Here is a 22,954-nt window from a genome sequence, read left to right as displayed (position 1 = left end):
TCTCCTTCCGCCCCTTGCACCGCGAGCCCCGCGGTCACCTCACGAAAGACGGACCTCGAACCCCATGGCTCTCTTCGAATTCAAGCTCCCCGATCTCGGCGAAGGCGTGATGGAGGGCGAGCTCGTCAAGTGGCACGTGAAGGAAGGCGACGCCGTCAAGGAGGATGACACCCTCGCCGAGGTGATGACCGACAAGGCCACCGTCACCGTGCCCAGCCCCAAGGCCGGCCGCGTCCTCAAGACGCACGGCAAGGAGGGCGAGATGGCCAAGGTCCACCAGCTCCTCGTCACCCTCGAGGTGGAAGGCGCCGCTACCGCTCCAGCCGGAGGGCATGAAGTAGGCAACGGCCTCGTCGCTCCTTCCACGCCGAAGCCCGAGCCCGTGGCCGCCCAGAGTGGCAATGGCGCCGGGCCCGCGGCCAAGGTGCTGGCCACGCCGCTCACCCGCCGCATGGCGCGCGAGCACGGGCTGAACCTCGCGGAGATCGCCGGCTCCGGTCCTCAGGGCCGGGTGACGAAGGCGGATGTCGTGGCGGCCCTGGCGGGCCAGTCCTCGGCCAATGTCGTCTCCCAGGCTCAGGCTCCCGGGCAGGCTCAGGCTCGGCCTTCGATGCCCGCTCCGGCGCCGCTGACCGCTGGCCGCGCGGACGAGCGCGTCCCCCTGCGAGGCCTGCGCAAGAAGATCGCCGAGAAGATGGTGCGCTCGAAGTTCACCATGCCGCACTTCGCCTTCGTCGAGGAGGTGGATGGCACTGACCTGGTGGCGCTGCGCAAGCGGCTCAACAAGCAGCTCCAGGTCGTGGGCGACGAGACGAAGCTCACCTACCTCCCGTTCATCGTGAAGGCGGTGATCGCCGCGCTGAAGAAGTTCCCCCACCTCAACTCCAACTTCGACGAGGCGGCCCAGGAGCTGGTCGTCCGCGGCGAGTACAACATCGGCATCGCCGCGCAGACGCCGGATGGGCTCACCGTGGCGGTGGTGCGCAACGCGGACCGGCTCACGCTGCGCGATCTGGCGCAGGAGATCGCCCGGCTCGGCGCCGCGGCTCGGGAGCGCAAGCTGAAGATGGAGGAGCTGACCGGCGGCACGTTCACCATCACGTCGCTGGGCCAGAGCGGGGGCCTGTTCGCCACGCCCATCATCAACCACCCCGAGGTGGGCATCCTCGGCGTCCACCGCCTGCGCAAGCGCCCCGTGGTCAAGGATGACCAGATCGTCGTGCGCGAGATGATGAACCTCTCGCTGTCGTGCGATCACCGCGTCATCGACGGCTCGGTGGCCGCTGACTTCGTGTACGAGGTCATCAAGTACCTCGAGCACCCGGACATGCTGTTCCTGGCGATGGCGTAGGGCGGTGCGGAGCGGCGGCCCCGAGGCTAGGTTACGCTGCTCCCATGGCCAATCCTCGTGACCATATTCGCGCCGCCCAGGCGGCCGAGCTGAGGGGAGACAAGGCGGGCGCCATCGCCGAGCTGCGCAAGGCGGCGGAGCTCTACCGGCGCGCGGGGAACGCGGTTCGTGCGCTCCAGGTGCTCCGCCATGCCCAGAGCCTGGACCCGAGCCTGGAAGAAGTCTCCGAGGAGCTCCGCCGGCTGGAGGGGCTCTCGGGCAGCTCGGATGTTCGGGCCTCCCATGCCGAGGTGTTCGAGGCGAGCGCGGGCGGGCGGGAGCTGAAGCCGGATCCTGACGAGCTGGCCGAGCGCCAGCGGCTCATTGAGGAAGCCCTGCGGCAGGAGGAGCTCCCTGGCCCGGAGGCGGAGTCCCAGGACGCGATGAGGCGCTGGGCCGTCACCGAGTCTCCCGAGGGAGGCAGCAAGCCGGTGGATCTCCAGGCCGCGAGCCGCCGGGCGCTGGAGTGGGCGCTTCAACAGGCCCAGGAAGAGGAGAAGCCTCCACGCGAGTGGCCGGTCGAAGAGGAAGGCTCGCAGGCCGAGCTTCCCATGCGGCCCGTCGCGGAGGCGGAGCTGCCGGTGGAGGAGCCGGCTCGAGCCGTGCCTCCCGTGAAGCCGCGTCCCGCGGACGTGGCGCTGGAGGTGCGCCCCCTCGTCGAGGGCGACATGACGGCGATCGTGGCGGATGTGGAGGTCGACTCCTACGCGCCTCGTTCCGCGGCACCCAGCACACCATCACCCGAGGGAGAGGCCATGGACGAGAAGCCGCGCGCGCAGGAGCCGTCCCTGTTCGATCGAGGGCCGACCCGGGCCGATCCGGCGATCGATGCCTGGTGCTCGTTCTGCTGCCGCCCGAGCCAGGAGGTGGGCGAGCTGGTCGCTGGCCCCACCGGCTCCTTCATCTGTGCCGCGTGCGTGATCGAGTCCCGGGGGCTGCTCTCCCTGGAGGACACCGCCCCCGCGCGTCCTCGTGCCTCGCGGAGGAAGGCCGAGCAGGGCGAGGCGATGGGCCTCATCGGTCAGGAGTCCGCTCGCGCGCTGCTGGATCGGGCCCTTCAGGCGGGCGCCCGCAGGCTGATGGTGATCGGCGCCGAGGGCACCGGGAAGACGGTCTGGTTCCGGGAGCTGGCTCGCGAGGATCGTGGAACGCTGGTGACGCTCGACATGCTGGAGCAGGGCGGCGGGGGCGCGGTGGTGCTCGTGGAGGACGTGGATCGGCTCTTGACCGAGGACTGGTCGCGGCTCGGCGCCATCCTGGCTCGCTACCCGGAGCGCACGGTGCTGATGAGCGCTCGGGGCACCTTGGAGGATCCGGGCCTGGTGCTGCACGGCGCCTCGGGGAGCCTGCCGGTGTTCACCACCAGCGCCCTGTCACAGGCCATGCTCGATGCGATGCCGCTGGAGTTGCTCGAGCAGGTCCAGGTGGCCATTCCGCTCCAGGTGCCCACCGAGGCCGAGTTCATGGAGATCGCCCGGCGGCGGCTGGCCCTGCGCGGCTCGGAGCTCTCCTTGTCCGGCGAGGTGCTCGCCGCCTTCGCGTCGGAGGCCGCGCGCTCGCCTCGCGCGGGACATGAGCTGAATGCCCTGCTCACCCGGGTGCTCGCGGGTGCCTGGAGCCTGGCGGGGGAAGAGAAGAAGCCACATGTGAAGAAGGCGGGAGGGAAGGGTGCGGCGACGAAGGGTTCGGCGAAGAGGCCAGCCCGGCGCGGCCGGCGGAAGGGAACGGTGTGAACACGCTCACGGTCTACAGGCTCGGCCGCGTGGAGTACGAAGACGGCCTCACGCTCATGCAGCGCTTCGCGGAGGCGCGGCGGCAGGAGCTGATCGGTGACTCTCTGCTGCTGCTGGAGCACCCGCCCGTCCTCACGCTCGGCCGTGGCGCGAAGCGGGAGAACGTCCTCGCCCATGACGAGGCGCTGGCCTCCGAGGGCGTCGAGCTCTTCGAGACCAACCGCGGAGGCGATGTCACCTACCACGGCCCCGGTCAGGTGGTGGGCTACCCCATCTTCCTGCTGCCCAAGGCCCGCCAGGACGTGCGCCGCTACGTGCGTGATGTGGAGCGCTGCATCATCCAGACGCTCGCCGAGTACGGGCTCCAGGCCGGCACCATCCCCAAGTGGCCCGGCGTGTGGCTGGGCCAGGAGGGCTCGCCGGACGCGCGGAAGGTGGCCGCCATCGGCATCCACATCTCCCGCTGGCTCACCACGCACGGCTTCGCGCTCAACGTCAACACGCACCTGCCGCACTTCAACCTCATCGTCCCGTGCGGCATCCGCGAGGCGGGCGTCACCTCCATGCAGCGCGAGCTGGGCCACGTCGTGTCCGTGCCGGATGTGGAGGAGGCACTCGCCCGCCACTTCTGCGCCGTGTTCGAGGGCGAGCGCCGCGATGCCAGCGCCTCGGTGCGCACGGTGAGCATCGCCCTGCTCAAAGGCCGGGGGCCCGAGGCCCGCGTGCTGCTGGTGCGCCGCATCCCCGAGCGCGGAGGCTTCTGGCAGACCCTCACCGGCCGCGTCGAGCCGGGCGAGGCTCCCGAGCAGACCGCCGCCCGAGAGCTGGCGGAGGAGACCGGGCTCCAGCTCCCCGTGCGCGCCCTGGGCTACCGGCACTCCTTCGCGCTGGGAGAGATCCTCCCGCCCATGGTGGTGGAGGAGACGGCCTTCGCCGCCTGGTGCCCCGAGGGGCAGGAGGTGCGCCTGAGCCCCGAGCACGACGCCTACGAGTGGCTGGAGCCGCGCGACGCGCTGGAGCGCCTGGAGTACCGCGGGCTGCGCGAGGGCGTGAAGCGCGCGGTGGCCCTGCGCGAGGGCTGATCCTAGAGCTTGAGGACCATGTCCTCTTGCGCGGCGATGGCCTCGGGGCGGTGCTTGTGCACCTGCTTCACCAGCCGGTTCATCGCCGCGTCGTCCCGGGACGGATCATGGTGGAAGAGCACCAAGGTCTTGGCCTGGGACTCGTTGGCCGCGTGCACCGCGGCCTGCCACGTGGAGTGGCCCCAGCCCGTGCGCGGCGGGCCCTGGCGCCCGCAGTACTCGTCCTCCGTGTACATGGAGTCGTAGATCAGCAGGTCCGCGCCCTTGGCGAACTCGAAGAAGCGCGACTCGTCTCCGCCGCCGTGCTCGATGTCCGTGGCGTACACCACCGAGCGGCCCTCGCACTCCACGCGGTAGCCCAGGTTGCCGCCCGGGTGGTTGAGCTCCACCGTGCTCACCTTGGCCGGGCCCACCTGCAGCGCCTCGCCCGCCTGCAGATCGTGGTAGTCCAGCCGCGCGCGGAACACGCCGTCCGCCGTCACCGGGAAGTAGGGCTGCGTCATCTGCCCGGAGAGGATCTGCTTCACCGACTGCCCGTTGCGCGTGGCCCCGTAGAAGGTGAACGCGTTCTGCGGCATGAAGATGGGGGTGAAGAACGGCAGGCCCTGCAGGTGATCGTAGTGGTAGTGCGACAGGAACACCGAGGCGCTCACCGGCTGGCCCTGGGCCACCAGCTCCTCGCCCAGCGGGCGCGCGCCCGTGCCCAGATCGAAGATCAGCAGCGCGTCTCCCACGCGCATCTCCACGCACGGGGTGTTGCCCCCGTAGCGCCGCGTCTGCGGCCCCGGCGAAGGGATCGAGCCCCGCACGCCCCAGAAGCGCACGTGGAAGTGCGTCTTGCCCGCCGCGCCGTTGGACCGCTTGGCGGCGGCCTGCACCCGGCGCGCAGCCTCCTGGGCGCGCTTCCGCAGCGGCTTGTCAGCCGGCTTTTGCTTCGGTGTCTTCCTCGGCGAAGAGCTCAATCAGGTGCCCCGTGCGCTCGCGCTTGGTCTTCAGGTATCCGACGTTATGCGGATTGTGCTCGGTCCGGGAAGGGATTCGACGCCGCACGGGGATGCCTTCCTCCACCAGCCCCGCGATCTTCAATGGGTTGTTCGTAATCAGGTCCACGGACCGGACGTCCAGGGACCGCAGCATCTCCGCAGCAATATCATAGCTGCGAAGATCATCCGCGAAACCCAACTGCCGATTCGCCTCGTAGGTGTCGTACCCCTTGGCTTGCAGGGCATAGGCCTTGATCTTGTTGCCCAGGCCAATGCCGCGGCCCTCCTGCCGCAGGTACAGCACCACACCACATCCGGACTGGGAGATGAAGTCCAGGGCCCGGTCCAGCTGCTCGCGGCAGTCGCACTTGAGGCTGCCGAAGACCTCGGACGTGAGGCACTCGGAGTGGACTCGGACGGGGACCCCTTCCTTGCCCCCCACCTGTCCCACCACCAGGGCCACGTGCTCGCGGCCGTTGCGGCGGTCCTTGAAGACGACCGTGCGCAGCACGCCCCGCTCGGTGGGAATGTCCGCCTCGGAGTACCGCTCCAGATTTTGGGTCGGCTTGCGCGAGGGAAGCACCGGAGGTGGACGCGTGTCGGACATGGTGAAGCGATCTCCCAAAGGGGAACTCTCCCTTTTTCGGGGTTCGTTGGGGTTCAAGTCAAGCGAGGTCCCTAAGGATCCAACAGGTTGGATGCAGAAGAACCCCCAACGTTACTCAAGCCGCCCAAGAGACAGGCAAGAGTACGACATACCCTCCATGAGCCAGGCTGCTGGCCTCCCGGGGGAAGTGGAGCAGGTGGGTGGCGGAGGCCGCCGAGCGCAGCGCTCCCGAGGTCTGGGTGGCGAGCGGGCGAGCCCAGAGCTCGCCGTCCCGCCAGGTGGCCGCTACACGGATGTAGTGCGCCAGCCCGGGGGGCTTGCGCAGCTCGCCCTCCAGGCGCCCAGGCACCCGAGCAGGCTCGACAGCGGAGGGCGAGTGGCCGAGCAGTCGCCGCAGCACCGGGCGCACGAACAGCTCGAAGGTGACCAGGGAGGAGGTGGGGTTGCCGGGCAGCCCGAAGTAGAGCGTGGCGCCGCGACGGCCCACCGCCAGCGGCTTGCCGGGCTTGATGGCCACGCGCCAGAAGTTCATCTCCACGCCTTGCTCCTGGAGGGCCGCCTTCACGAAGTCCCGCTCGCCCACGGAGACGCCCGCGCTGGTGAGCACCACGTCGAAGCCCTGCGCGTCCGCCAGCCGCGAGGATACCTCCGCCTGGGTGTCCCGGGCGATGCCCAGCAGCGTGGGGAGGCCTCCGGCGCGCGCCACCGCCAGGGCCAGCGCGGGGGCGTTGGTGTCGACGATGCGGCCCTCGGGGGCCTCGTCCGCCCGGCACAGCTCGTCCCCGGTGGAGAGGATGGCCACCCGGGGACGGCGCGGCACCGGCACCGTGAGCATTCCCTGGGCGGTGATCAGCCCCAGCTCGGGGATGCCCAGCGGCGTGCCTCGCCCGAGCAGCGGCTCTCCGGCCCGGGCGTCCTCCCCGCGGGGCCGGACGAAGTTGCCCGGGGACACCGCCTCGAGGATCTCCACCGCCGGACCCTCGGCGAGCTGGAGGGGCCGCGTGCGCTCCTGCATCACCACCGCGTCCGCTCCGGCGGGCAGCGGCGCCCCCGTCATGATCCGGGCGCAGATGCCGGGGCGCAGCTCGAGCTTGGGCGTCTCCCCGGCGTGGATCGTCTCTCCCACGGCGAGGCGGACAGGCAGCGGGCCGGTGAGATCCGCGCTGCGCACCGCATAGCCATCCATGGCCGAGTTGTCCCACGGCGGCAGCGTGCGCTGCGCGAGCACGTCCGCGCCCAGCGCGCGCCCCAGGGCCTCGTCCAGGCGCACCCACTCCACGGGAAGAGGGGAGGCCAGCGCGAGCGCTCGGGCTCGCGCGTCCTCCACCGGCAGCAGATCGGATCCAGTGCTCATGGGGTGGCACTGAGATCGAAGTCTCTAGGAAATTCAAGAGTTTGTTTGACAGTCCCGCTGATCATCGTTACAAGCCACGTGGATCGCGTGACACGCTCCCTGCCAGTGGGAGATCCGCCAACCCGTTGAAATGACACGGGTATCCTAAAGGAGACAGCGTCGATGGCCAAGCCCAAGTCTGGGGCCAAGAAGGCGACCCCCGCTGCCAAGAAGGACAAGGCAGCGCGGCTGGAGCTTCTCAAGAACGCGAGCGAGCGGGTGGCGAAGGCGGCGACGAAGGTGGCCAAGGTCGTCAAGGAGAAGGTGGCAGAAGTGACCAAGGGCAAAGCATCCGCGTCGAAGAGCGCTTCCAAGGGCTCGGCCAAGAGCGCCGAACCCAAGAGCAAGAGCTCCGCGAAGGGCGAGGCCAAGGCCGAGGCGGCTCCCAAGGTGGAGAAGGCCGCCAAGGGTGAGAAGGGCGAGAAGGGCGAGAAGGGCGAGGCCAAGGCAGAGAAGGTCGCCAAGGCCGCCAAGGGAGAGAAGGGCGAGAAGGCCGAGAAGGGTGAGGCCAAGGCTCCCGCGGGCGCCGCCAAGGGCAAGGGCGAGAAGGCCGCCGCGCCGGCTCCGGCCCAGGAGAAGGCCCGGCCCCGCGCCACGAAGCTTCCGCCGGTTGGTGATGCGCTCACCAAGCGCGAGATGGAGCAGCTGCTGTCCGCCGGCGAGGGCCGGGGCGTGTTTGGCGAGGGCAGCCTCAAGGGCCGCCTGGTGGTGACCGACGGCATGCCGCACCTGGTGGTGGTGGGCCGCGACAAGCGCGAGCTGACGTTCCTGCTCCAGGGGCCGGATCAGGAGGTGCTCCCGGCCTACGTGGACCACAAGGTCTCCGTCAGCGGGTTGATCCGCAAGACGACGAACTACGGCGGCACGGTGGATGTGCGCAAGTACTCGGCGAAGAAGCCGGAGGCCGAGGTGCCCGTGGCCGCTCCGGTGGAGATCGAGGCCAAGCTGCGCTACCTGTCCCCGGGCGAGGTGTCCATGGTGACGAGCGCCGGCATGGGCTCGGGCATCAAGGGCTTCGCCTCGCTGCGCGGCAACCTGGAGATGACGGGCGAGGACTTCGTCCTGGTGGTCTCCAACGCCGGCACGCGGCAGCAGGTGTCCTTCATCCTGGATGGCAAGGGCACCAAGGGCATGCGCAAGTACGTGGGGCAGCTGCTGTTCCTCACGGGCGTGGTGGAGAAGTCCTCCGGGTGGGGCGGCAAGATCACCGTGGAGAACTTCGAGCCCCGCCCGCCCGAGGCGCGCGTGTCCCGCGACGACATGGAGATCGTCAACGTGGAGGGCGAGGTGCCCGCCTCGGTGGACGTGAAGCTCAACCATGGCCTCACCGTGCGGCTGCAGGAGCAGCCCGGCTTCACCTGGGCCATCGAGCCCACGGCGGCCAAGCGCGTGGGCCTGCGCGAGGCGCGCTACGAGCCGGGTGAGGGCAACGCCGGCACGCGGGAGTTCTTCTTCACCCCGCGCAACCCCGGCGCCGCGGAGCTGGAGTTCTTCCTGGCCAAGGCCTTCACTCCGGGCGTCGTCGAGCGCTCGTTCAAGATCAACGTCACGGTCAAGCCTTGAGAGGCTGGCCAGGACCCGGAGCAAGCCAGGAGCCGAGCCCGGCTGCCTGGGGGGTTCCCGTCCTGTGCGCCAAGGCCTACCCGTTCCTGTAGCGGGCAGGCCCGCGCACTCGATCTCTTGTGAACCCATCTCCTGAACAGCTCAAGCAGTTCCTCTCGGATGCCGACCACCCGCTGGGCGTGAAGGAGCTCCTGCGGCTGGCGGGCATGCACCCCGGCCAGCAGACCACCCTCAAGCGCACGCTGCGCGAGATGGTCCGCCAGGGGCACATCCTCAAGGAGGGCAAGCGCTTCCGGCTGGAGGGAGGGCGAGCCGGGCCCGCCACCGAGCCGGGCCGCCGCAAGGGGCGCAGAGGCCCCGTTCCCACTCAGCCCGAAGTGGCCCAGGTGGAGGGAATCCTCAGCGTCCACCGCGACGGCTACGGCTTCGTCCGTCCGCTCTCGGGAGAGGGCGACGACATCTTCCTGCCGCCCGCGGAGGCCTCGCGAGCGCTCGACAACGATCGGGTGCTCGTGGAGGTGGCTGGGCGGGCTGGGCGGCGGGAAGGCCGCCTGGTGGACGTGGTGAAGCGCCGGCGCGAGCTGGTGGTGGGCGTCTACTCGGAGCTGGGTGGGCGGCACGCGCAGGTGGTGCCGAACGACAACAGCCTGCAGGGGCCCATCCGCGTCCCGCGCACCCAGATGGCGCGCAACGGGGATCTGGTGAAGGTGCGCCTGGGCGTGGGCGCGGGGATGCTGGAAGAGAGGGAGGGGCTCTTCGGCGAGGTGGCGGGTTCGCTCGGCCGGCCTGGAGATCCGAGCGCGGAGGTGCTCTCGATCGCCTACGGCCAGGGCTTCAACGACGAGTTCCCGCCCGAGGTGATGGATGAGGCGGATCGCTTCATCACCACCGTCTCCGAGGAGGAGGCCCGGGGCGAGGAGCGGCGGGATCTGCGCACCATGCCGCTGATCACCATCGACGGCGAGGACGCGCGCGACTTCGACGACGCGGTGTACGCCGAGCCGCACGGCCATGGCTGGCGGCTGGTGGTGGCCATCGCGGACGTGACGCACTACGTGCGCGAGGGCCAGCCGCTGGATGTGGAGGCGTTGAACCGCGCCACCTCGGTGTACCTGCCGGACCGCGTGCTGCCCATGCTCCCGGAGCGGCTGAGCAACGGCATCTGCTCGCTGCGGCCCGAGGAGGATCGGCTGTGCATGGTGGCGGACATGGTGTTCGACGCCCGCGCCCACCTGCGCTCGTATGAGCTGTACCCGGGCGTCATGCGCAGCGTGGCCCGCTGCACATACAACGAGGTGCAGGACGTCCTGGACGGCAAGGACGTGCCCCACCGCAACGCGCTGCGCCCGCTGTTCGAGCGGCTGTTGGCGGTGTCCCGCGCGCTTCGAGCCATGCGCAAGGAGCGCGGCGCGATCGACTTCGATCTGCCCGAGCACAAGGTGGTGATGGGCGAGGACGGCCTCCCGGCGCGCATGGAGAAGCGCGAGCGCAGGGAGAGCCACCGGCTGATCGAAGAGTGCATGCTGGCCGCCAACGAGGCGGTGGCGAAGTTCTTCCAGGACGAGGGCCTGCCCACCGTCTACCGCTTCCACGGCGAGCCGGACGAGCAGAAGCTGGCCGCCTTCGCCACGCTGGCGCAGGCGTACGGCTTCAAGATGCGCTTCGAGGATGGGGTCAGCTCCAAGGATCTGGACGCCTTCATCAGCCAGCTGGAGGGCCACCCCGAGCAGCGCGCGCTGAACCAGCTGCTGCTGCGCTCGATGATGCAGGCGGTGTACTCGGCCTCGCGGGTGGGACACTACGGCCTGGCGGCAGAGCACTACCTGCACTTCACATCGCCCATCCGCCGGTACCCGGATCTGCTGGTGCACCGGCTGCTCAAGGCGCACTGGGTGCGGCGGGGCAAGAAGCGCTCGCAGGCGGTGCTGGAGCGCGAGGAGGCCCGGCTGGAGGACATGGCCGAGCAGAGCTCCGAGCGCGAGCGCGCCGCCATGCAGGTGGAGCGCGAGGTGGTCTCCTTCTACGCCACGCTGCTGATGAAGGACCGGGTGGGCGAGGAGTTCGACGCCACCGTCTCCGGCCTGGCCGAGTTCGGCTGCTTCGTGGAGCTGGACACCGAGCACGTGGAAGGGCTGGTGAAGCTCGAGTCGCTCGGCTTTGGCGGCAAGCTGGACAAGATGCTGCACGCGCTGGTGTTCCCGGACGGGCGGCGCATCCGAGTGGGGCAGAAGTGCCGCGTGCGGTTGGCGTCGGTGAGCCCGGAGCGGCGGCAGATGGACTTCGAGCCCCTGGAGATCGAGGGCAGGACCGTGACGCGCCGCGAGCAGGCCCAGCGCCCGGGGCGGCCGGGGTGGCAGCCCTCGCCTCGCTCCGAGGAGGGGCCCAGGCGCGAGCGCTCCACGGCGCCGGGACGCCGGTTGGGGCAGTGGCGGCCGGACGAGGAGGCGCCTCGGCTCGGCGTCGTGAGCCAGGAGCCGGGGGCCCGCCGGGGGCGGCGAGAGGAGCCACGAGAAGAGCCGCCGAAGTTCGAGGGGAAGCGCGGGCGCTTCGTCCGGGCAGGGCAGTGGGAGGAGGCGGCGCCGAGCAAGGCCGATCGCAAGCGCTGGAAGGGCGAGCGAGGCGCCGGGCCGTCCGAGGAATCCCATCGGCCCGAGCAGGCTCCCGCGCAGGTGGGCGGTACACAGCGCAGGCGCTTCGTCGTGCGTCCGGTGGAGCAGGCCGAGCGTGAGACCGAAGCGCCGCGATCCTCCTGGCGCCCCGAGGCACCTCCGCTAGCGGAAGGGGACCCACTGGCGGCCTTCATGGCGGATGCGCCTCCCCCGACACCGCCTCCCGGGTTCGATCGCCTGCGTGCGCTCGCGGCCCGGAGCGGACACAAGGGTGAGGAGCGCCGCTACGCCGAGGCTCCCGGCCCCGCGCAGGAGCGGCCGTCTCACGAGGCTCGGGAGAAGCGGCCCGCGCACAAGGCAACGCCCGGTGGCAAGAAGGCGAGCCGGGCGGCGACCGCGGGCAAGCGGAAGGACGCGCGAGGCGGTAGCAAGCCCTCGAAGTCCCGGGGCAAGTTCAAGCCCGGCCGCCGCGGGCGCTGAGTCAGTTCTCTTCCGGGTAGAGCTGCGTGTAGTCCGACTGCTGCATCCGGGTGGTGATGGCCCGGTAGCTCACGCCGTTGCGTGTGCATTGGCTGTAGGCGGGCATCGAGGGCTCCGGCGAGCATTGATCCGTGCAGGCGCCGACGAAGGTGAGCGGCGAGCACTGCTCCATCGAGCTGAGCCCCGCACAGGCGCGTGTGAGGTACGTCTTGTGGCTCTTGATGGTTCGATCGACTCCGAAGAAGAGGCCCTCGTTGGTGAAGAGGTTGCCGAAGAAGCAGGCCTCCCGGACGTTGAACTTCCCGAGCTCCTGAGAGGTGTAGGGGATGACCGCTCCGCCCGCGTCCCGCCCCAGCACCGAGATGGGGATGGTGAGCCCGTACCGGTTCACGTGGGCCAGGAGGCAGGCGGTGATGACCTGCTGCTCGACCGTGTTGGCGGGAGCGCCACCGGCCCAATCTGGAGCCAGCCCCAGCCCACCGCTCCAAGTGTAGCTCACACCGGTCTGGGGATCCGCATAGGAGCGTGTCTGTTCCGCGGGGACGGCGCACCGGACCACGTAGCGCATCACCATGTCGGCCAGGGCGGGATTCGCGGCGAACCAGGTGGCGAAGCTCTGCGCGGAGAGGCCGTTGGCGCTCAGCCCATTGGCCGACAGCCCGTTGGCGGAGAGGCCGTTGGCGCTCAGCCCGTTGGCGCTCAGCCCATTCTCGGATCCGAGATCCTCGCTCTGGAGGCCCAGGGCGGCCGACTCGGAGTCATCCTTCGTGATGCTGCAGCCTGAAGCCGTCACCACCGCCCACACCGCGGCGAGCATCAGCCCGCTCCACCCGCGCACCCGGCAGTGCCCTGCGGTGCGGCTCCCCGTCCTCAGCATCGCGTCTGTCATGGCGTCCCTTTCAGTGGGACAAGTTGGCAACCGCGACACGGTCATGGAGGGATGTCGGTTTCGAGGGCAGGGCGGTTTTCGTTTCCAGACGCGAGCGGCGTGAGGTGCTCAACAGCGTGCGAATCCTCCGTCGAGTTTTGGATACGAGGGGATGTCTCTGTGCCCAGGATGGCTCTCTTGTTGAGAACCTTGCGGCACCTCATCTTGGGGGCCGGGTCCCGTGGGGCTGAAGCCGGTCATGAACGCTCTCGCCAGGCCCATGGAAGCCCCGTCCGGCACGGTGGCCCTTGTCTTCACCGACATCCAGGGCTCCACCTTGCTCTGGGAGCGTTGTAGCGCCGGCATGCGGGCCGCGCTGGACATCCATGATCGGATCCTGCGCGCCCTGCTGATGTCCACCTCGGGGTATGAGGTGAAGACCCAGGGCGACTCCTTCATGGTCGCCTTCCCCGCGGTGGCGGACGCCGTGCGCTGGTGCCTGGACGTGCAGGAGGTGCTGCTGGACGCCCCCTGGCCGCAGGAACTGCTGGACTGTCCCGAGGCCGCCGAGGAGCGAGGCCCGCGGGGGCTGCTGTACCGCGGCCTGCGCGTGCGCATGGGCGTGCACGTGGGCGAGCCCGAGCGGCGCATGGATGCTCGCACCGGCCAGATCGACTACGTGGGGCGCATGGTGAACGTCGCGGCCCGGGTGGCGGATGCGGGCCACGGCGGACAGGTGCTGCTGAGCGGCGCGGCGTGGGCCCAGGTGGCGGGCATGCTGGAGCGCCTGGGCCGGCCCTCGGTGCGCGTGCTCGGGAACTTCCGCCTCAAGGGCATCTCCGAGCCCATCCCGCTGCTGGAGCTCCTTCCGCTCTCTCTGGCGGATCGTCACTTCGAGTCCCTGCGCGTGCGCGAGGAGCGGCGCGGCAACCTCCCGGAGGAGCCGGGGGACATCATCGGCCGGGAGGAGGAGCTGGAGACGCTGCGGCTGTGGCTCTCGGAAGGCGCCCGGCTCATCACCATCATGGGGCCGGGGGGCATGGGGAAGACCCGGCTGGTCACCCACTTCGGCAGCCTCGAGCTGGCCACGCGCGCCTGGGAGGGCGGCGTGTGGTGGTGCGATCTGACCGAGGCGACGACGCTCGAGGACATCTGCCACGTCGTGGGGCAGGCGCTCGGGGTGCACCTGAACAGCGGCGCGGGGGAGGAGCTGGTGGGGCAGCTCGGGCGCGCGCTGAGCGGCCGCGGGAACGCCCTGGTCATCCTGGACAACCTGGAGCACCTGCTCCAGCACGTGCCGGCCACGCTCCGGCGGTGGCTGGTGCTGGCGCCACAGGCAAGCTTCCTCGTCACCTCGCAAGAGTCGCTGCGCCTGGCGGGGGAGCGGATCCTGGATCTGGCTCCGCTCGGGCTGCCGCACGAGGAGGCTCACTCCCTGGAGGCGATCTCCCGCGCGGAGGCGGTGCGGCTGTTCGTCCGGAGGGCCCGGGAGGCCCGGGGCAGCTTCGAGCTGACGGAGGCCGAGGCGCCGCTGGTGGCGGACATTGTCCGGCGGCTGGACGGGATTGCCCTGGCCATCGAGCTGGCGGCGGCGCGCACGTCGCTGCTGGGGGTGAGGCAGATCCGGGATCGGCTGTCCAAGCGCTTCGAGCTGTTGCGCAGCGGGCAGCGGGACGCGGTGGCGCGGCAGGCCACGCTCCGGGGCGCGATCGACTGGTCGTGGAACCTGCTCGACATCACGGAGCAGACGGTGCTGGCGCAGTGCTCGGTGTTCCGCGGGGGCTTCACCCTGGAGGCCGCCGAGGCGGTGCTCTCGCCTGAGTCGGGGGAGCTGGACGTGCTCGGGATCGTCCAGGCGCTGCGCTCCAAGTCGCTGCTGCGGGCGGGAGCGTCCGAGGGGATGCCCGGGGAGCTGCGGCTGGGCATGTACGAGAGCATCCGCGAGTACGCCTCCGCGCGGCTGGCGGAGACGGGGGACAGTCAGGCGCTGATCGGCCGGCACGCGGAGCACTACCTGGCCATGGCGCGGGAGCTGCGCGGCCCGGCGCGCGGGGGTGGGGTGGAGGCGCTCCGCCGGCTGATGCTGGAGCGGGAGAACCTGCTCGCGGTGTGCGATCACGCGCTGGCGTCGTGGCCCCCCACGCAGGAGTCCGTGAAGCGGGCGTTGGAGGCGCTGGTGGCGCTCGAGCCGGACATCGCCTCGCGGGGGCCGGTGGGGATCACCTTGCCCCGCTTGGATCGGGCGCTGGAGCAGGCGGGGACGCTCTCCGCGGACTCGCTGCTTCTGGCCGAGGCGTTGGCGGTGCGAGGCCGGGCATACCTGGAGACGGGGCAGCTCGCCGTCGCCCGGAGGGATCTGGAGCGGGCGCGCGCGTCCTTGCTGGCGCTGGGGGAGGCGGTGCGGGAGAAGCGGATCCTGGTCGACTTGTCGATCGTGGCGCGCCACGAAGGCAACGTGGAGGCGTCCTGGCGCTTCATCCAGGAGGCGTGCGGCCTGCCGTCTGGAAAGGACCGCTGGCTGGACGCCTATACCGTGGGCAACCTGGGCATCACCGAGCAGGTGCGCAGTGGCGCTGGCGCGGCGATTCCCCACCTGCATGAGGCGCTGGCGCTGTTCCGGGCGGTGGGGGATCTGACCTTCGAGGTGCTCTTCCTCAACAACCTGGCGCTGGCCATTGGCGAGGCCGGACGCACGGCGGAGGCGGTGGGCTTCCTGGAGGAGGCGCTCGCCAAGGCACTGGGAGCGGGGAGCCGCTCGGGACAGGCGTTTGCCCGGTTGAACCTGGGCTGCTGCCTGCTGGATGTGGATCGCCCCGCCGAGGCGTGCGAGCACCTGGAGGCGGTGGTGGAGCTGGCGCGGCAGCTCGGCATGCGGATTGTGGAAGGGTGCGCCCGGGGCGAGCTGGGCCGGGCCTTCCTGGTCTCTGGAGCCTTGGAGGTGGCCGAGTCCCACCTGATGAGCGCGACGTCGATCCTGGCCCAGGTGTCTCGCTGGCATGCGCTGCGATTCGCGCTGCACCTCGCCGCGGTTCAGGCCTCGCGAGGGGAGGTGCCGGAGGCGCGAAGGGGGTTCTCGGCGTTGAGCAGGGCGCCCGAGATCAAGAACGATCCGGTGCTGCGCGAGCTGGCGGTGCTGCTCTACGCGACGGTGGATCTCATCGAGGCACGCGCCGCGGCGCCCGGGAGCGCGGAGGCGGAGCGGAGCAGGGGAGAGGTTCGACAGCGGCTGGAGCGGGCGCGGAATGTCCCGCTGGAGGGAGCCTCGTCCGACCTGAGAGGCTGGCTGAGGCTCCTCGAGCCGGAGCTGCGCACGCTGGAGTAGCGCCCTGATTCGGGCGCAGACGAGCCAGATGGTGCAACATGGGGAGGTGTCCTCCCCATCGCCGGTCCTCTCGGTTCAGGAGCTGCGCAAACAGTACGGCGCCACGGTCGCCGTGGACGGCATCTCGTTCGAGGTGGGCCGCAATGAGATCGTCGGACTGCTCGGCCCCAACGGCGCCGGGAAGACCACGACCATCAACATGGTCCTCGGCGTGCTCGAGCCCAGCTCGGGGAGCATCCGCATCGAAGGCGTGGATCTGGCGAAGCGCCGCTCCCAGGCGCTCTCGTGCACCAACTTCGCCGCCGTCTATGCCCCCCTGCCCGGGAACCTCACCGTGCAGCAGAACCTGCGCATCTTCGGCCTGCTCTACGGCGTGAAGGGGCTCGCGGAGCGCATCGAGGCGCTGCTCACACAGTTTGATCTCGTGAAGTTCCGAGACGTGAAGTGCGGCGTGCTCTCCTCGGGCGAGCAGACGCGGGTGGCCCTGGCCAAGGCCATGCTCAACCGCCCCCAGCTCCTGCTCCTCGACGAGCCCACCGCCTCGCTCGATCCCTCGACGGCGCGCGACATCCGCGCCCGCATCCGCGAGTTCTCCTCGCAGGGCACCAGCGGAGTGCTGTGGACCTCTCACAACATGTACGAGGTGGAGGAGGTCTGCGACCGCGTGCTCTTCGTCTCGCGCGGCAAGCTCCTGCTTCAGGGAGACCCCAAGGCCCTGCCACGCGAGCATGGCAAGGCGACCCTCGAGGAGCTGTTCATCACCGTGGCCCGAGAGCCGCTCACGCTGGGGCCCGCTTGAGCACCATGTCCCTTCAACGCGCCGCCGCCATCGTCCTCCGGCAGTTCTATCTCATCCGAGGGAGCCCCTCGCGCATCTTCCCGCTCTTCGTCTGGGTGGCCATCGACATCGTGCTGTGGGGCTTCATCACCCGGTACTTCAGCTCCTTCACCGCCACCGGGCTCAAGCTCCTGCCCTCGCTCCTGGGCGCGGTGCTGCTCTGGGACTTCCTCACCCGCGTCATGCAAGGCGTGACCATGGCGTTCTTCGAGGACGTGTGGTCGCGCAACTTCCTCAACGTCTTCGCCTCGCCCATCAGGGTCTCGGAGTACGTGGGCGGGCTCGTGCTGTCGAGCATCGTGACGAGCTCGGTCGGGCTCACCGTGATGCTCGTGGTGGCGAGCGCGGCGTTCGGGCTGTCCCTGTTCGTCTACGGCCTCATGCTCGTGCCGTTCCTGGTGGTGCTCTTCCTCTTCGGGATCGCGCTCGGCATCTTCGGGAGCGCCCTGGTGCTGCGGCTCGGGCCCTCCGCGGAGTGGTTCGTGTGGCCCATTCCCGCCGTGATCTCGCCGTTCGCTGGCGTGTTCTATCCCATCTCCACGCTCCCCACGTGGATGCAGCTCATCTCGCGCCTGCTGCCGCCGTCCTACGTCTTCGAGGGCATGCGGACCCTCGTCGCGGGAGGTCCCTTCTCGGGAGCCTCGCTGCTCTGGGGTCTGGGGCTGGCCGTGCTCTACATCCTGCTTGCGTGCGGCGTCTTCCTGCGCGTCTTCCACCATGCCGTCCGAACGGGCCTCATCGCCCGTTACAGCGCCGAGAGCGTGAGCTAGCCCGCCGGGGATGGCTCGCGCCTTCGGGTGAACATCCGCCGCTGTGGGCCCGAGTCCTTCGCGGACTGGGTGCTCTCGCGCTCGGTGCCCGGAGACGGGTAGCTCAGGGCTTCTTCCAGGCGGGAGGGGCGGCGGTGACGGGGCCCACGTACCAGAGCCCGTCGTAGCCCTGTTTCTCGGCCTCCGGCGTCTCGAGGACGCGCCGCTCCGGGCCGAGATCCTCGCCCGAGAGGTGCTCGAGGCCGCAGGTGGCGCCGCACATCCACGCGGTGCCGCCGCTGGAGGCGATGTTCAAGGTCTTCAAGGCCACTCCCTGCTTCACCAGGTGCCAGATCATCGATCGAGGGATCTTCAGCCGCCGCGTGGCGTGGACGTTGCCCACGAGGAGCACCATCGGCTCCGAGGGAGCTTGGGTGCGCGCCTGCGCGACGCGGGCAGCCATCTGCGCATCGCGATCATCTCCCCCCGCGCCTCCAGTGGACGGCACATCGAAGGCGAGGATGTGCACGTCACGCCCGGCGGCGCGCATCCGCCTCACCTCGCGCAGCAGCCCGAGCATTCCCTGGCTGCTGCGGCCATCCTGGTAGTCGCGGCGCCAGAACGGGCCTTCGAGCAGCGCGGCTTCATCACCGGTGGCCAGGAAGGCGTCCAGGCGCGGCTGCTCGTCCCGAGGAATCTCCAGCGCAAGCCACGTGGGCTTCCCGCCCGCAGCCGCGGCGCACACGGTCTGCGCGGCGGTGCGGGGGCTCTCCTCGGTCCCATGGTACTCCCCGAGCACGAGCAGCCCCTCGGACAGCCAGCGCTGCACATCCACGAAGCCATCGGTGCAAGGGGTCTCCGCCTTCACGGGCTCTACTGCAGGACGTGGCGGCGGTGTCTCCGCGACGGCGGGTTTGGGGGGCGCGGAGCGGCAGGCGGTGGCAACCAGGAGGGGCAGGAGGAACAGGCACGAAGCGCGACGCATGCCGGCGTCATATTGCCGAGTTGCGTAGGATGCGTCTCCCTCCTTCTTCAGAGGTCCGCCCCATGCGCTTTGCCCTCTTGCTGTGCCTGCTCACCTCGGCCCTGGCGTGGGCCCAGCCATCCGCCATGTCTTCCCAGGCGCAGCCCGCCGCTCAGCCTCAGTCGTCCTCCAGCAGCACCGCTCCAGCCGAGGAGGTCCCGACCGTCGTCAAGCTGGCCAGCCAGAAGGTCACCATCCCCCCGGCGCAGATTCCGCTCACCACGCTGGACGGCAAGGAGGTGCACCTGGGCGACTACGACGCCAAGGTGGTGGTGGTCTCGCTGTGGAGCACCATCTCCGGAGACACCTCGTTCCTCGAGCTGTTGCAGGCGCTGCACCACAGCTACTACCGAGGGAAGAAGGACGTGGTCATCCTCGCGGTGAACGTGGACATGCCGAAGAACGCGGATGATGTGCAGGTCCTCCGCGATATCACCAAGGAGTTGGACCCTGAATATCCCGTGCTCGTGGACAAGGAGCTCAAGCTGATGGCGTACGTCAACGAGCGGCTCCGCCCGGCGGGCATGGAGCGCAACACGTTCCTGGTCCCCAAGTTCCTGATCTTCACCCAGAAGTTCCAGAAGATGGAGCAGCCCTCACCGCCCTCAGGGGACACGGTGGAGGAAGAGGTGCATGCGCTGCACAAGCAGGTGGAGCAGGTGCGGCTGCGCAAGTAACACCCGGGGGCATCAGCCCGGCGCTACTCGATCAGCTTCATCAACGCAGTCTTGTCGAGCTGGTTCTGGACCTCGTCGAAGAGCCTCGGCGAGTACATCGTCGTGCCGAGGATGATGAGCTGGATGGCGCTCTTGGGCTTCTTGGGATCGAAGAGCGCGGGATTGATCGTGACAATCCGCGTCCCGTCCGTGGCGCCCGGCGGTGCCAGGCCAGAAGCCCGGTCTTTGTTCGCACTGCCACCGTGCGGGATATAGGCCGGTGCGGCCCGCTCCGCGGGCGAGAGCCCCGCCAGCTCCGCTTCGAGCGCCTTCTGCCGGGTCTCGACGGGCTTCAGGAAGCGCTGCCGCGGGGAGCTCGTCTTGAGCTCTTCGATCTCCTCCAGCGCCTTCTTCTCCTTCGCGTCGAACTTCGCGCGCTCCGCCGCGACGCGATCAGGCCACTTCGGTTGCATCGTGGTCCAGCGCTGCTCCTGCTCGGCCCGGGCGGACTTCAGCGCGGCCTGCCGGGACTCGATCTCCCGCTTGGTGACCGCGGGATCTTCCTTCACGCCCTTGAACCTCGCGTTGATGTCGTCCAGCTCTTTGCGCGACTTCTCGATGAGCCGGGTGAGGAAGCGCTCCTGCGAGATGGGCGTGAAGACCGGCTGTCCCCGCTTGCTCATGACGACGAATTGCGCGGTGAAGACCGGGAACCCACTCATCTGCCCCGAGCTGGGAGGCTCCGCGACGAAGCGCGCCTCTCGATCAACGTTGAACGCGCCCTGGCCGAGGATGGCCTCCGGATCGTTGATGTGAATGGAGAACGGCGGCCCCTCCTCGGAGGAGATGGGCTTTCCGGAGTGCGGATCCTTGAAGTACGCAAACGGGATGTAGGTGACGCTGGCGATGACGGGGCGGGCGGGGTCCTCGTGGTTCTTGACGGTGGTGAACGTCTCCCAGTCGTAACCGTGCAGGCTCTTGAGCGCCGAGGTCGCGAGGAGCAGATCCCGGATCTGATGCAGCTTGCCCTCGAGCCGCTTGGCCTCGGCGGGTGGCAGAGGCTTCGTCGTCAGGACGGTGTCTTTGTGGGGCTTCTTCTCATGCCCGACGATGTTGCTGAAGTCTGTCTGGCCAAAGGCTGGCAACGAGAGCAGGGGCGCGCACAGCACCCCGAGCATGAGCATGAAACGAGTCACGGTTCTGCCTCCTCAAAATCTGGTTTCTACGCCCTCAGCGCTACCACGGTGACGCCGTCTCCGCCCTCGTGGCTCTCGCCCGGCCGGAACATGCGAATGTAGGGCGAGTTGGACAGGTAGTCGCGGATGGCCTGCTTGAGGGCTCCCGTGCCGTGGCCGTGGATGATGAGCGCCGCCTCCTCGCCGCTGCGCATGCCCTGGTCGAGGAACTGCTCCACCTCCGTCAGCGCCTCGTCCGCCCTCATGCCGCGCACGTCGCAGCGGAAGTTCGTCGCCTTCACCTCCGCGGGCGCCGCCGCCGAGGCCTTCTTCATCGCCACTTCCTGCTTGTTGCGCTCCGGGAACTTCTGCTGCGGCTTCGCCGTCCGTGAGCCCGACAGCTCCGTCACCGGCACGCGCATCTTCAGCAGGCCGGCCGCCACCAGCGCCTCGTCGTCGTGCAACTCCAGGATCTCCACGTCCTTGTCCAGCCCCGAGTGCCGCACCCACGCGCCCACCTTGAGCGTCGGCGGCTGCGGCGCCTGCACCTGGTACAGCTCCGCCCGGGCCTCCTTGGCGCGCTTCTGCGCCTCCTCGGCCCGCTGCTGCAGCGCCGCTCGCGCCTCCTGCGCCGCCTTCTCGTTGGACTGCGCCCGCAGCGTCTGGAGCAGCGAGCGCACCTCCGCCGCCGCGTGCTCGCTGGCCGCCGCCACGTCCTCGTTGAAGCGCATCATCTTCTCTTTGCGATCGCGCTCGAACGCCTGCTTCTGCGCCTCCAGCTCCTTGCGCAGCTTCTCCGCCGACTCGGCCGCCGCCTTCGCCCGCTCCAGCTCCTCCGTCAGCCGCCGCCGCTCGTCCTCGGCCGCCGCCAGCGCCTTGGCCAGCGGGCCGCCCGCGTTCATCGCCAAGTCTCTCGCGCGCTGGCAGATGTGCTCCGGCAGCCCCATGCGCGCCGCCATCTCGATGGCCGAGGAGGCTCCCGCCGCGCCCAGCTGCAGCCGGTACGTGGGCACATTCTTCTTCGTGTCGTAGCCCACCCGTGCGTTCAGGAAGCGCTTGTCCATGTGCGCCAGCGCCTTGAGCTCCTCCAGGTGCGTGGTCACCAGCACCACCGCCCCCTTCTCCAGCAGCTCCTCCAGCACGGCGATGGCGATCGCCGCTCCCTCTCGCGGATCCGTGTCCGCGGCGATCTCGTCAATCAGCACCAGCGAGCCCTTGCTCACCTGCGCGGCGATGTCTCGCAGGCTCACCACGTGCGCGCTGAAGGTGGACAGGCCCTGGGACAGGTCCTGCGCGTCTCCCACCGTGGAGTTCACCGAGCGGTACAGCGGCATCCGCGAGCCGTTCTCCACCGGGATGGGCAGGCCGCAGCGCAGCATCAGCGAGCACAGGCCCACCGCCGTCAGCGTCACCGTCTTGCCGCCCGCGTTCGGGCCGGACACCACCAGCGCCCGCGCCTCGCCCGACAGCAGCACGTCGTTGGACACCACCTGCGTGCCCTTGAGCACCAGCAGGGGGTGGCGCAGCTGGTACAGCGTCAGCTCGTCCACGTCCTTGAACGTGGGCGCGTGCGCGTCCAGGTCCGCCGAGAGCAGCGCCGCCGCCTCCGCCTCGTCCAGCTCCGCCACCGAGGCCAGCCCCTCCAGCACCCGGTCCGCCTCCTTGCCCAACTGGTTGGACAAGTCCTGGAGGATCCGCCGCTCCTCCTCGGCCACCATGGACTGGGCGATCGCCAGATCGTTGCCCATGCTCACCATCGCCTGTGGCTCGATGAAGAGCGTCTGCCCTGTCTGGCTCGCGTTGTGGACGATGCCGGGCACCTCGCCACGGAAGTTGGAGACCACCGGCACCACGTACCGGCCGTTGCGCAGCGTGTAGTAGTTCTCGCGCAGCTTCGGCAGGAAGCCCTCGTCGTGGAGCAGCTCGTCCAGCCGCGTCTTGATCCGCCGGTGCAGGCCGTTGGCCCTGTCCCTGGCTTCCTTCAGATCCGGGCTGGCCCGGTCGGAGATGGTGCCGTCCGGCTCGAAGCTGCGATCGATGCGAGAGGCGAGCGCCTCCAGCATCGGGAGCCGGCGGCCGAGCGTCGCCAGCATGGGGACTGTCTCCTCGCGCTCCTCCAGGGCCTCGCGGGTGCGGGCGAACGCGTAGAGCAGCTGCGCGGAGGCGATGAGATCTCTCGGCTCGAGCATGCCTCCCTTGGCGGCCCGGTTCACCGCGTCCCTCAAGTCACTCACCCCGCCCAGCGGCAGGGAGAACTGCTCCTGGGACAGCAGGCGGGCCTCCGCCACCAGCGAGAGCGCGTCCGAGACCTGGTCCTCGGTGTCCAGGAAGGGGCGGGCCAGCGCGCGCTCTTTTCCGGGCGCGGTCCGGCAGCGGTGGGCTAGGGCGCGGAGCACTTCCGCGAAGCCGAGATCCTCGAGGGTTCGTTGGGCAATCTGCACGGCCATGGTTTCATGCCTGGCCCTGGGGGCCGTCAAGGGAA

The 22,954-nt window shown here is 69.7% G+C and carries 16 protein-coding genes; 9 read left to right on the top strand and 7 right to left on the bottom strand.

Annotated features, from left to right (window positions below; all coding sequences use genetic code 11):
* Window positions 1-64: 64 nt before the first annotated feature.
* The 3 genes from ACJ8AT_RS04260 to lipB are packed head-to-tail and all read left to right on the top strand — an operon-like array spanning window position 65 to window position 4,205.
* Complete coding sequence (locus ACJ8AT_RS04260) at window positions 65-1,351, top strand: dihydrolipoamide acetyltransferase family protein (protein ID WP_407736252.1); 1,287 nt, start codon at window positions 65-67, stop codon at window positions 1,349-1,351.
* 44 nt (window positions 1,352-1,395) lie between these two features.
* Window positions 1,396-3,123: a ClpX C4-type zinc finger protein gene (locus tag ACJ8AT_RS04255; protein ID WP_407736251.1), complete on the top strand. Its 1,728-nt coding sequence runs from the start codon at window positions 1,396-1,398 to the stop codon at window positions 3,121-3,123.
* Complete coding sequence (gene lipB / locus ACJ8AT_RS04250) at window positions 3,120-4,205, top strand: lipoyl(octanoyl) transferase LipB (protein ID WP_407736250.1); 1,086 nt, start codon at window positions 3,120-3,122, stop codon at window positions 4,203-4,205. The genes ACJ8AT_RS04255 and lipB overlap by 4 nt, the downstream gene beginning before the upstream one ends.
* A gap of 2 nt (window positions 4,206-4,207) precedes the next feature.
* On the opposite strand, the gene ACJ8AT_RS04245 is transcribed toward lipB, so the two are convergent.
* The 3 genes from ACJ8AT_RS04245 to glp all read right to left on the bottom strand — a co-directional run bounded on the left by ACJ8AT_RS04245 (window position 4,208) and on the right by glp (window position 7,149).
* Window positions 4,208-4,945: an MBL fold metallo-hydrolase gene (locus tag ACJ8AT_RS04245; RefSeq protein ID WP_407736261.1), complete on the bottom strand. Its 738-nt coding sequence runs from the start codon at window positions 4,943-4,945 to the stop codon at window positions 4,208-4,210.
* Window positions 4,946-5,123: 178 nt separating this feature from the next.
* On the bottom strand, window positions 5,124-5,795 hold the full coding sequence (gene ribA, locus ACJ8AT_RS04240; protein ID WP_407736249.1) for a GTP cyclohydrolase II: 672 nt from the start codon (window positions 5,793-5,795) through the stop codon (window positions 5,124-5,126).
* A gap of 115 nt (window positions 5,796-5,910) precedes the next feature.
* Complete coding sequence (gene glp, locus ACJ8AT_RS04235; protein ID WP_407736248.1) at window positions 5,911-7,149, bottom strand: gephyrin-like molybdotransferase Glp; 1,239 nt, start codon at window positions 7,147-7,149, stop codon at window positions 5,911-5,913.
* Between the two features lie 162 nt (window positions 7,150-7,311).
* On the opposite strand from glp, the gene ACJ8AT_RS04230 reads away from it, so the two are divergent.
* Together ACJ8AT_RS04230 and rnr are read left to right on the top strand one after the other, a co-directional pair.
* Window positions 7,312-8,751 (top strand): protease inhibitor I42 family protein, encoded by a 1,440-nt coding sequence (locus ACJ8AT_RS04230; protein ID WP_407736247.1) that lies wholly within the window; start codon window positions 7,312-7,314, stop codon window positions 8,749-8,751.
* 119 nt (window positions 8,752-8,870) lie between these two features.
* Window positions 8,871-11,840 (top strand): ribonuclease R, encoded by a 2,970-nt coding sequence (gene rnr, locus ACJ8AT_RS04225; protein ID WP_407736246.1) that lies wholly within the window; start codon window positions 8,871-8,873, stop codon window positions 11,838-11,840.
* A 1-nt stretch (window position 11,841) separates the two neighbouring features.
* Here rnr and ACJ8AT_RS04220 read toward each other — a convergent pair whose 3' ends face one another.
* Window positions 11,842-12,729: a hypothetical protein gene (locus tag ACJ8AT_RS04220; RefSeq protein WP_407736245.1), complete on the bottom strand. Its 888-nt coding sequence runs from the start codon at window positions 12,727-12,729 to the stop codon at window positions 11,842-11,844.
* 238 nt (window positions 12,730-12,967) lie between these two features.
* Between ACJ8AT_RS04220 and ACJ8AT_RS04215 the strand changes: the two genes are divergently transcribed.
* From ACJ8AT_RS04215 to ACJ8AT_RS04205, 3 genes are read left to right on the top strand one after another with little or no spacing between them, the layout of a single operon-like run.
* Window positions 12,968-16,030 carry an ATP-binding protein gene (locus tag ACJ8AT_RS04215; RefSeq protein WP_407736244.1) on the top strand — a complete coding sequence of 1,021 codons (3,063 nt, stop codon included), beginning with the start codon at window positions 12,968-12,970 and terminating at the stop codon, window positions 16,028-16,030.
* A 28-nt stretch (window positions 16,031-16,058) separates the two neighbouring features.
* Window positions 16,059-16,829 carry an ABC transporter ATP-binding protein gene (locus ACJ8AT_RS04210; protein WP_407736243.1) on the top strand — a complete coding sequence of 257 codons (771 nt, stop codon included), beginning with the start codon at window positions 16,059-16,061 and terminating at the stop codon, window positions 16,827-16,829.
* 5 nt (window positions 16,830-16,834) lie between these two features.
* Window positions 16,835-17,638 (top strand): ABC transporter permease, encoded by an 804-nt coding sequence (locus tag ACJ8AT_RS04205; RefSeq protein ID WP_407736242.1) that lies wholly within the window; start codon window positions 16,835-16,837, stop codon window positions 17,636-17,638.
* A 103-nt stretch (window positions 17,639-17,741) separates the two neighbouring features.
* Here the strand turns inward: ACJ8AT_RS04205 and ACJ8AT_RS04200 are convergent, their stop codons facing one another.
* On the bottom strand, window positions 17,742-18,485 hold the full coding sequence (locus tag ACJ8AT_RS04200; protein ID WP_407736241.1) for a hypothetical protein: 744 nt from the start codon (window positions 18,483-18,485) through the stop codon (window positions 17,742-17,744).
* Window positions 18,486-18,664: 179 nt separating this feature from the next.
* Between ACJ8AT_RS04200 and ACJ8AT_RS04195 the strand changes: the two genes are divergently transcribed.
* The gene (locus tag ACJ8AT_RS04195; protein ID WP_407736240.1) at window positions 18,665-19,318 is read left to right on the top strand and encodes a TlpA disulfide reductase family protein; all 654 of its coding nucleotides are present in this window, start codon (window positions 18,665-18,667) and stop codon (window positions 19,316-19,318) included.
* 23 nt (window positions 19,319-19,341) lie between these two features.
* On the opposite strand, the gene ACJ8AT_RS04190 is transcribed toward ACJ8AT_RS04195, so the two are convergent.
* Both ACJ8AT_RS04190 and ACJ8AT_RS04185 read right to left on the bottom strand, forming a co-directional pair.
* Window positions 19,342-20,493 carry a hypothetical protein gene (locus tag ACJ8AT_RS04190; RefSeq protein ID WP_407736239.1) on the bottom strand — a complete coding sequence of 384 codons (1,152 nt, stop codon included), beginning with the start codon at window positions 20,491-20,493 and terminating at the stop codon, window positions 19,342-19,344.
* A gap of 26 nt (window positions 20,494-20,519) precedes the next feature.
* Entirely contained in the window at window positions 20,520-22,919 is a 2,400-nt protein-coding gene (locus ACJ8AT_RS04185; RefSeq protein ID WP_407736238.1) for an endonuclease MutS2, read from the bottom strand.
* Between the last annotated feature and the right edge of the window lie 35 nt (window positions 22,920-22,954).

Source organism: Hyalangium sp. (assembly GCF_045802625.1).
Classification (GTDB): domain Bacteria; phylum Myxococcota; class Myxococcia; order Myxococcales; family Myxococcaceae; genus Hyalangium.
Note: the sequence above shows the minus strand (reverse complement) of the source record. Positions and strands in the feature narration are given on the sequence as shown.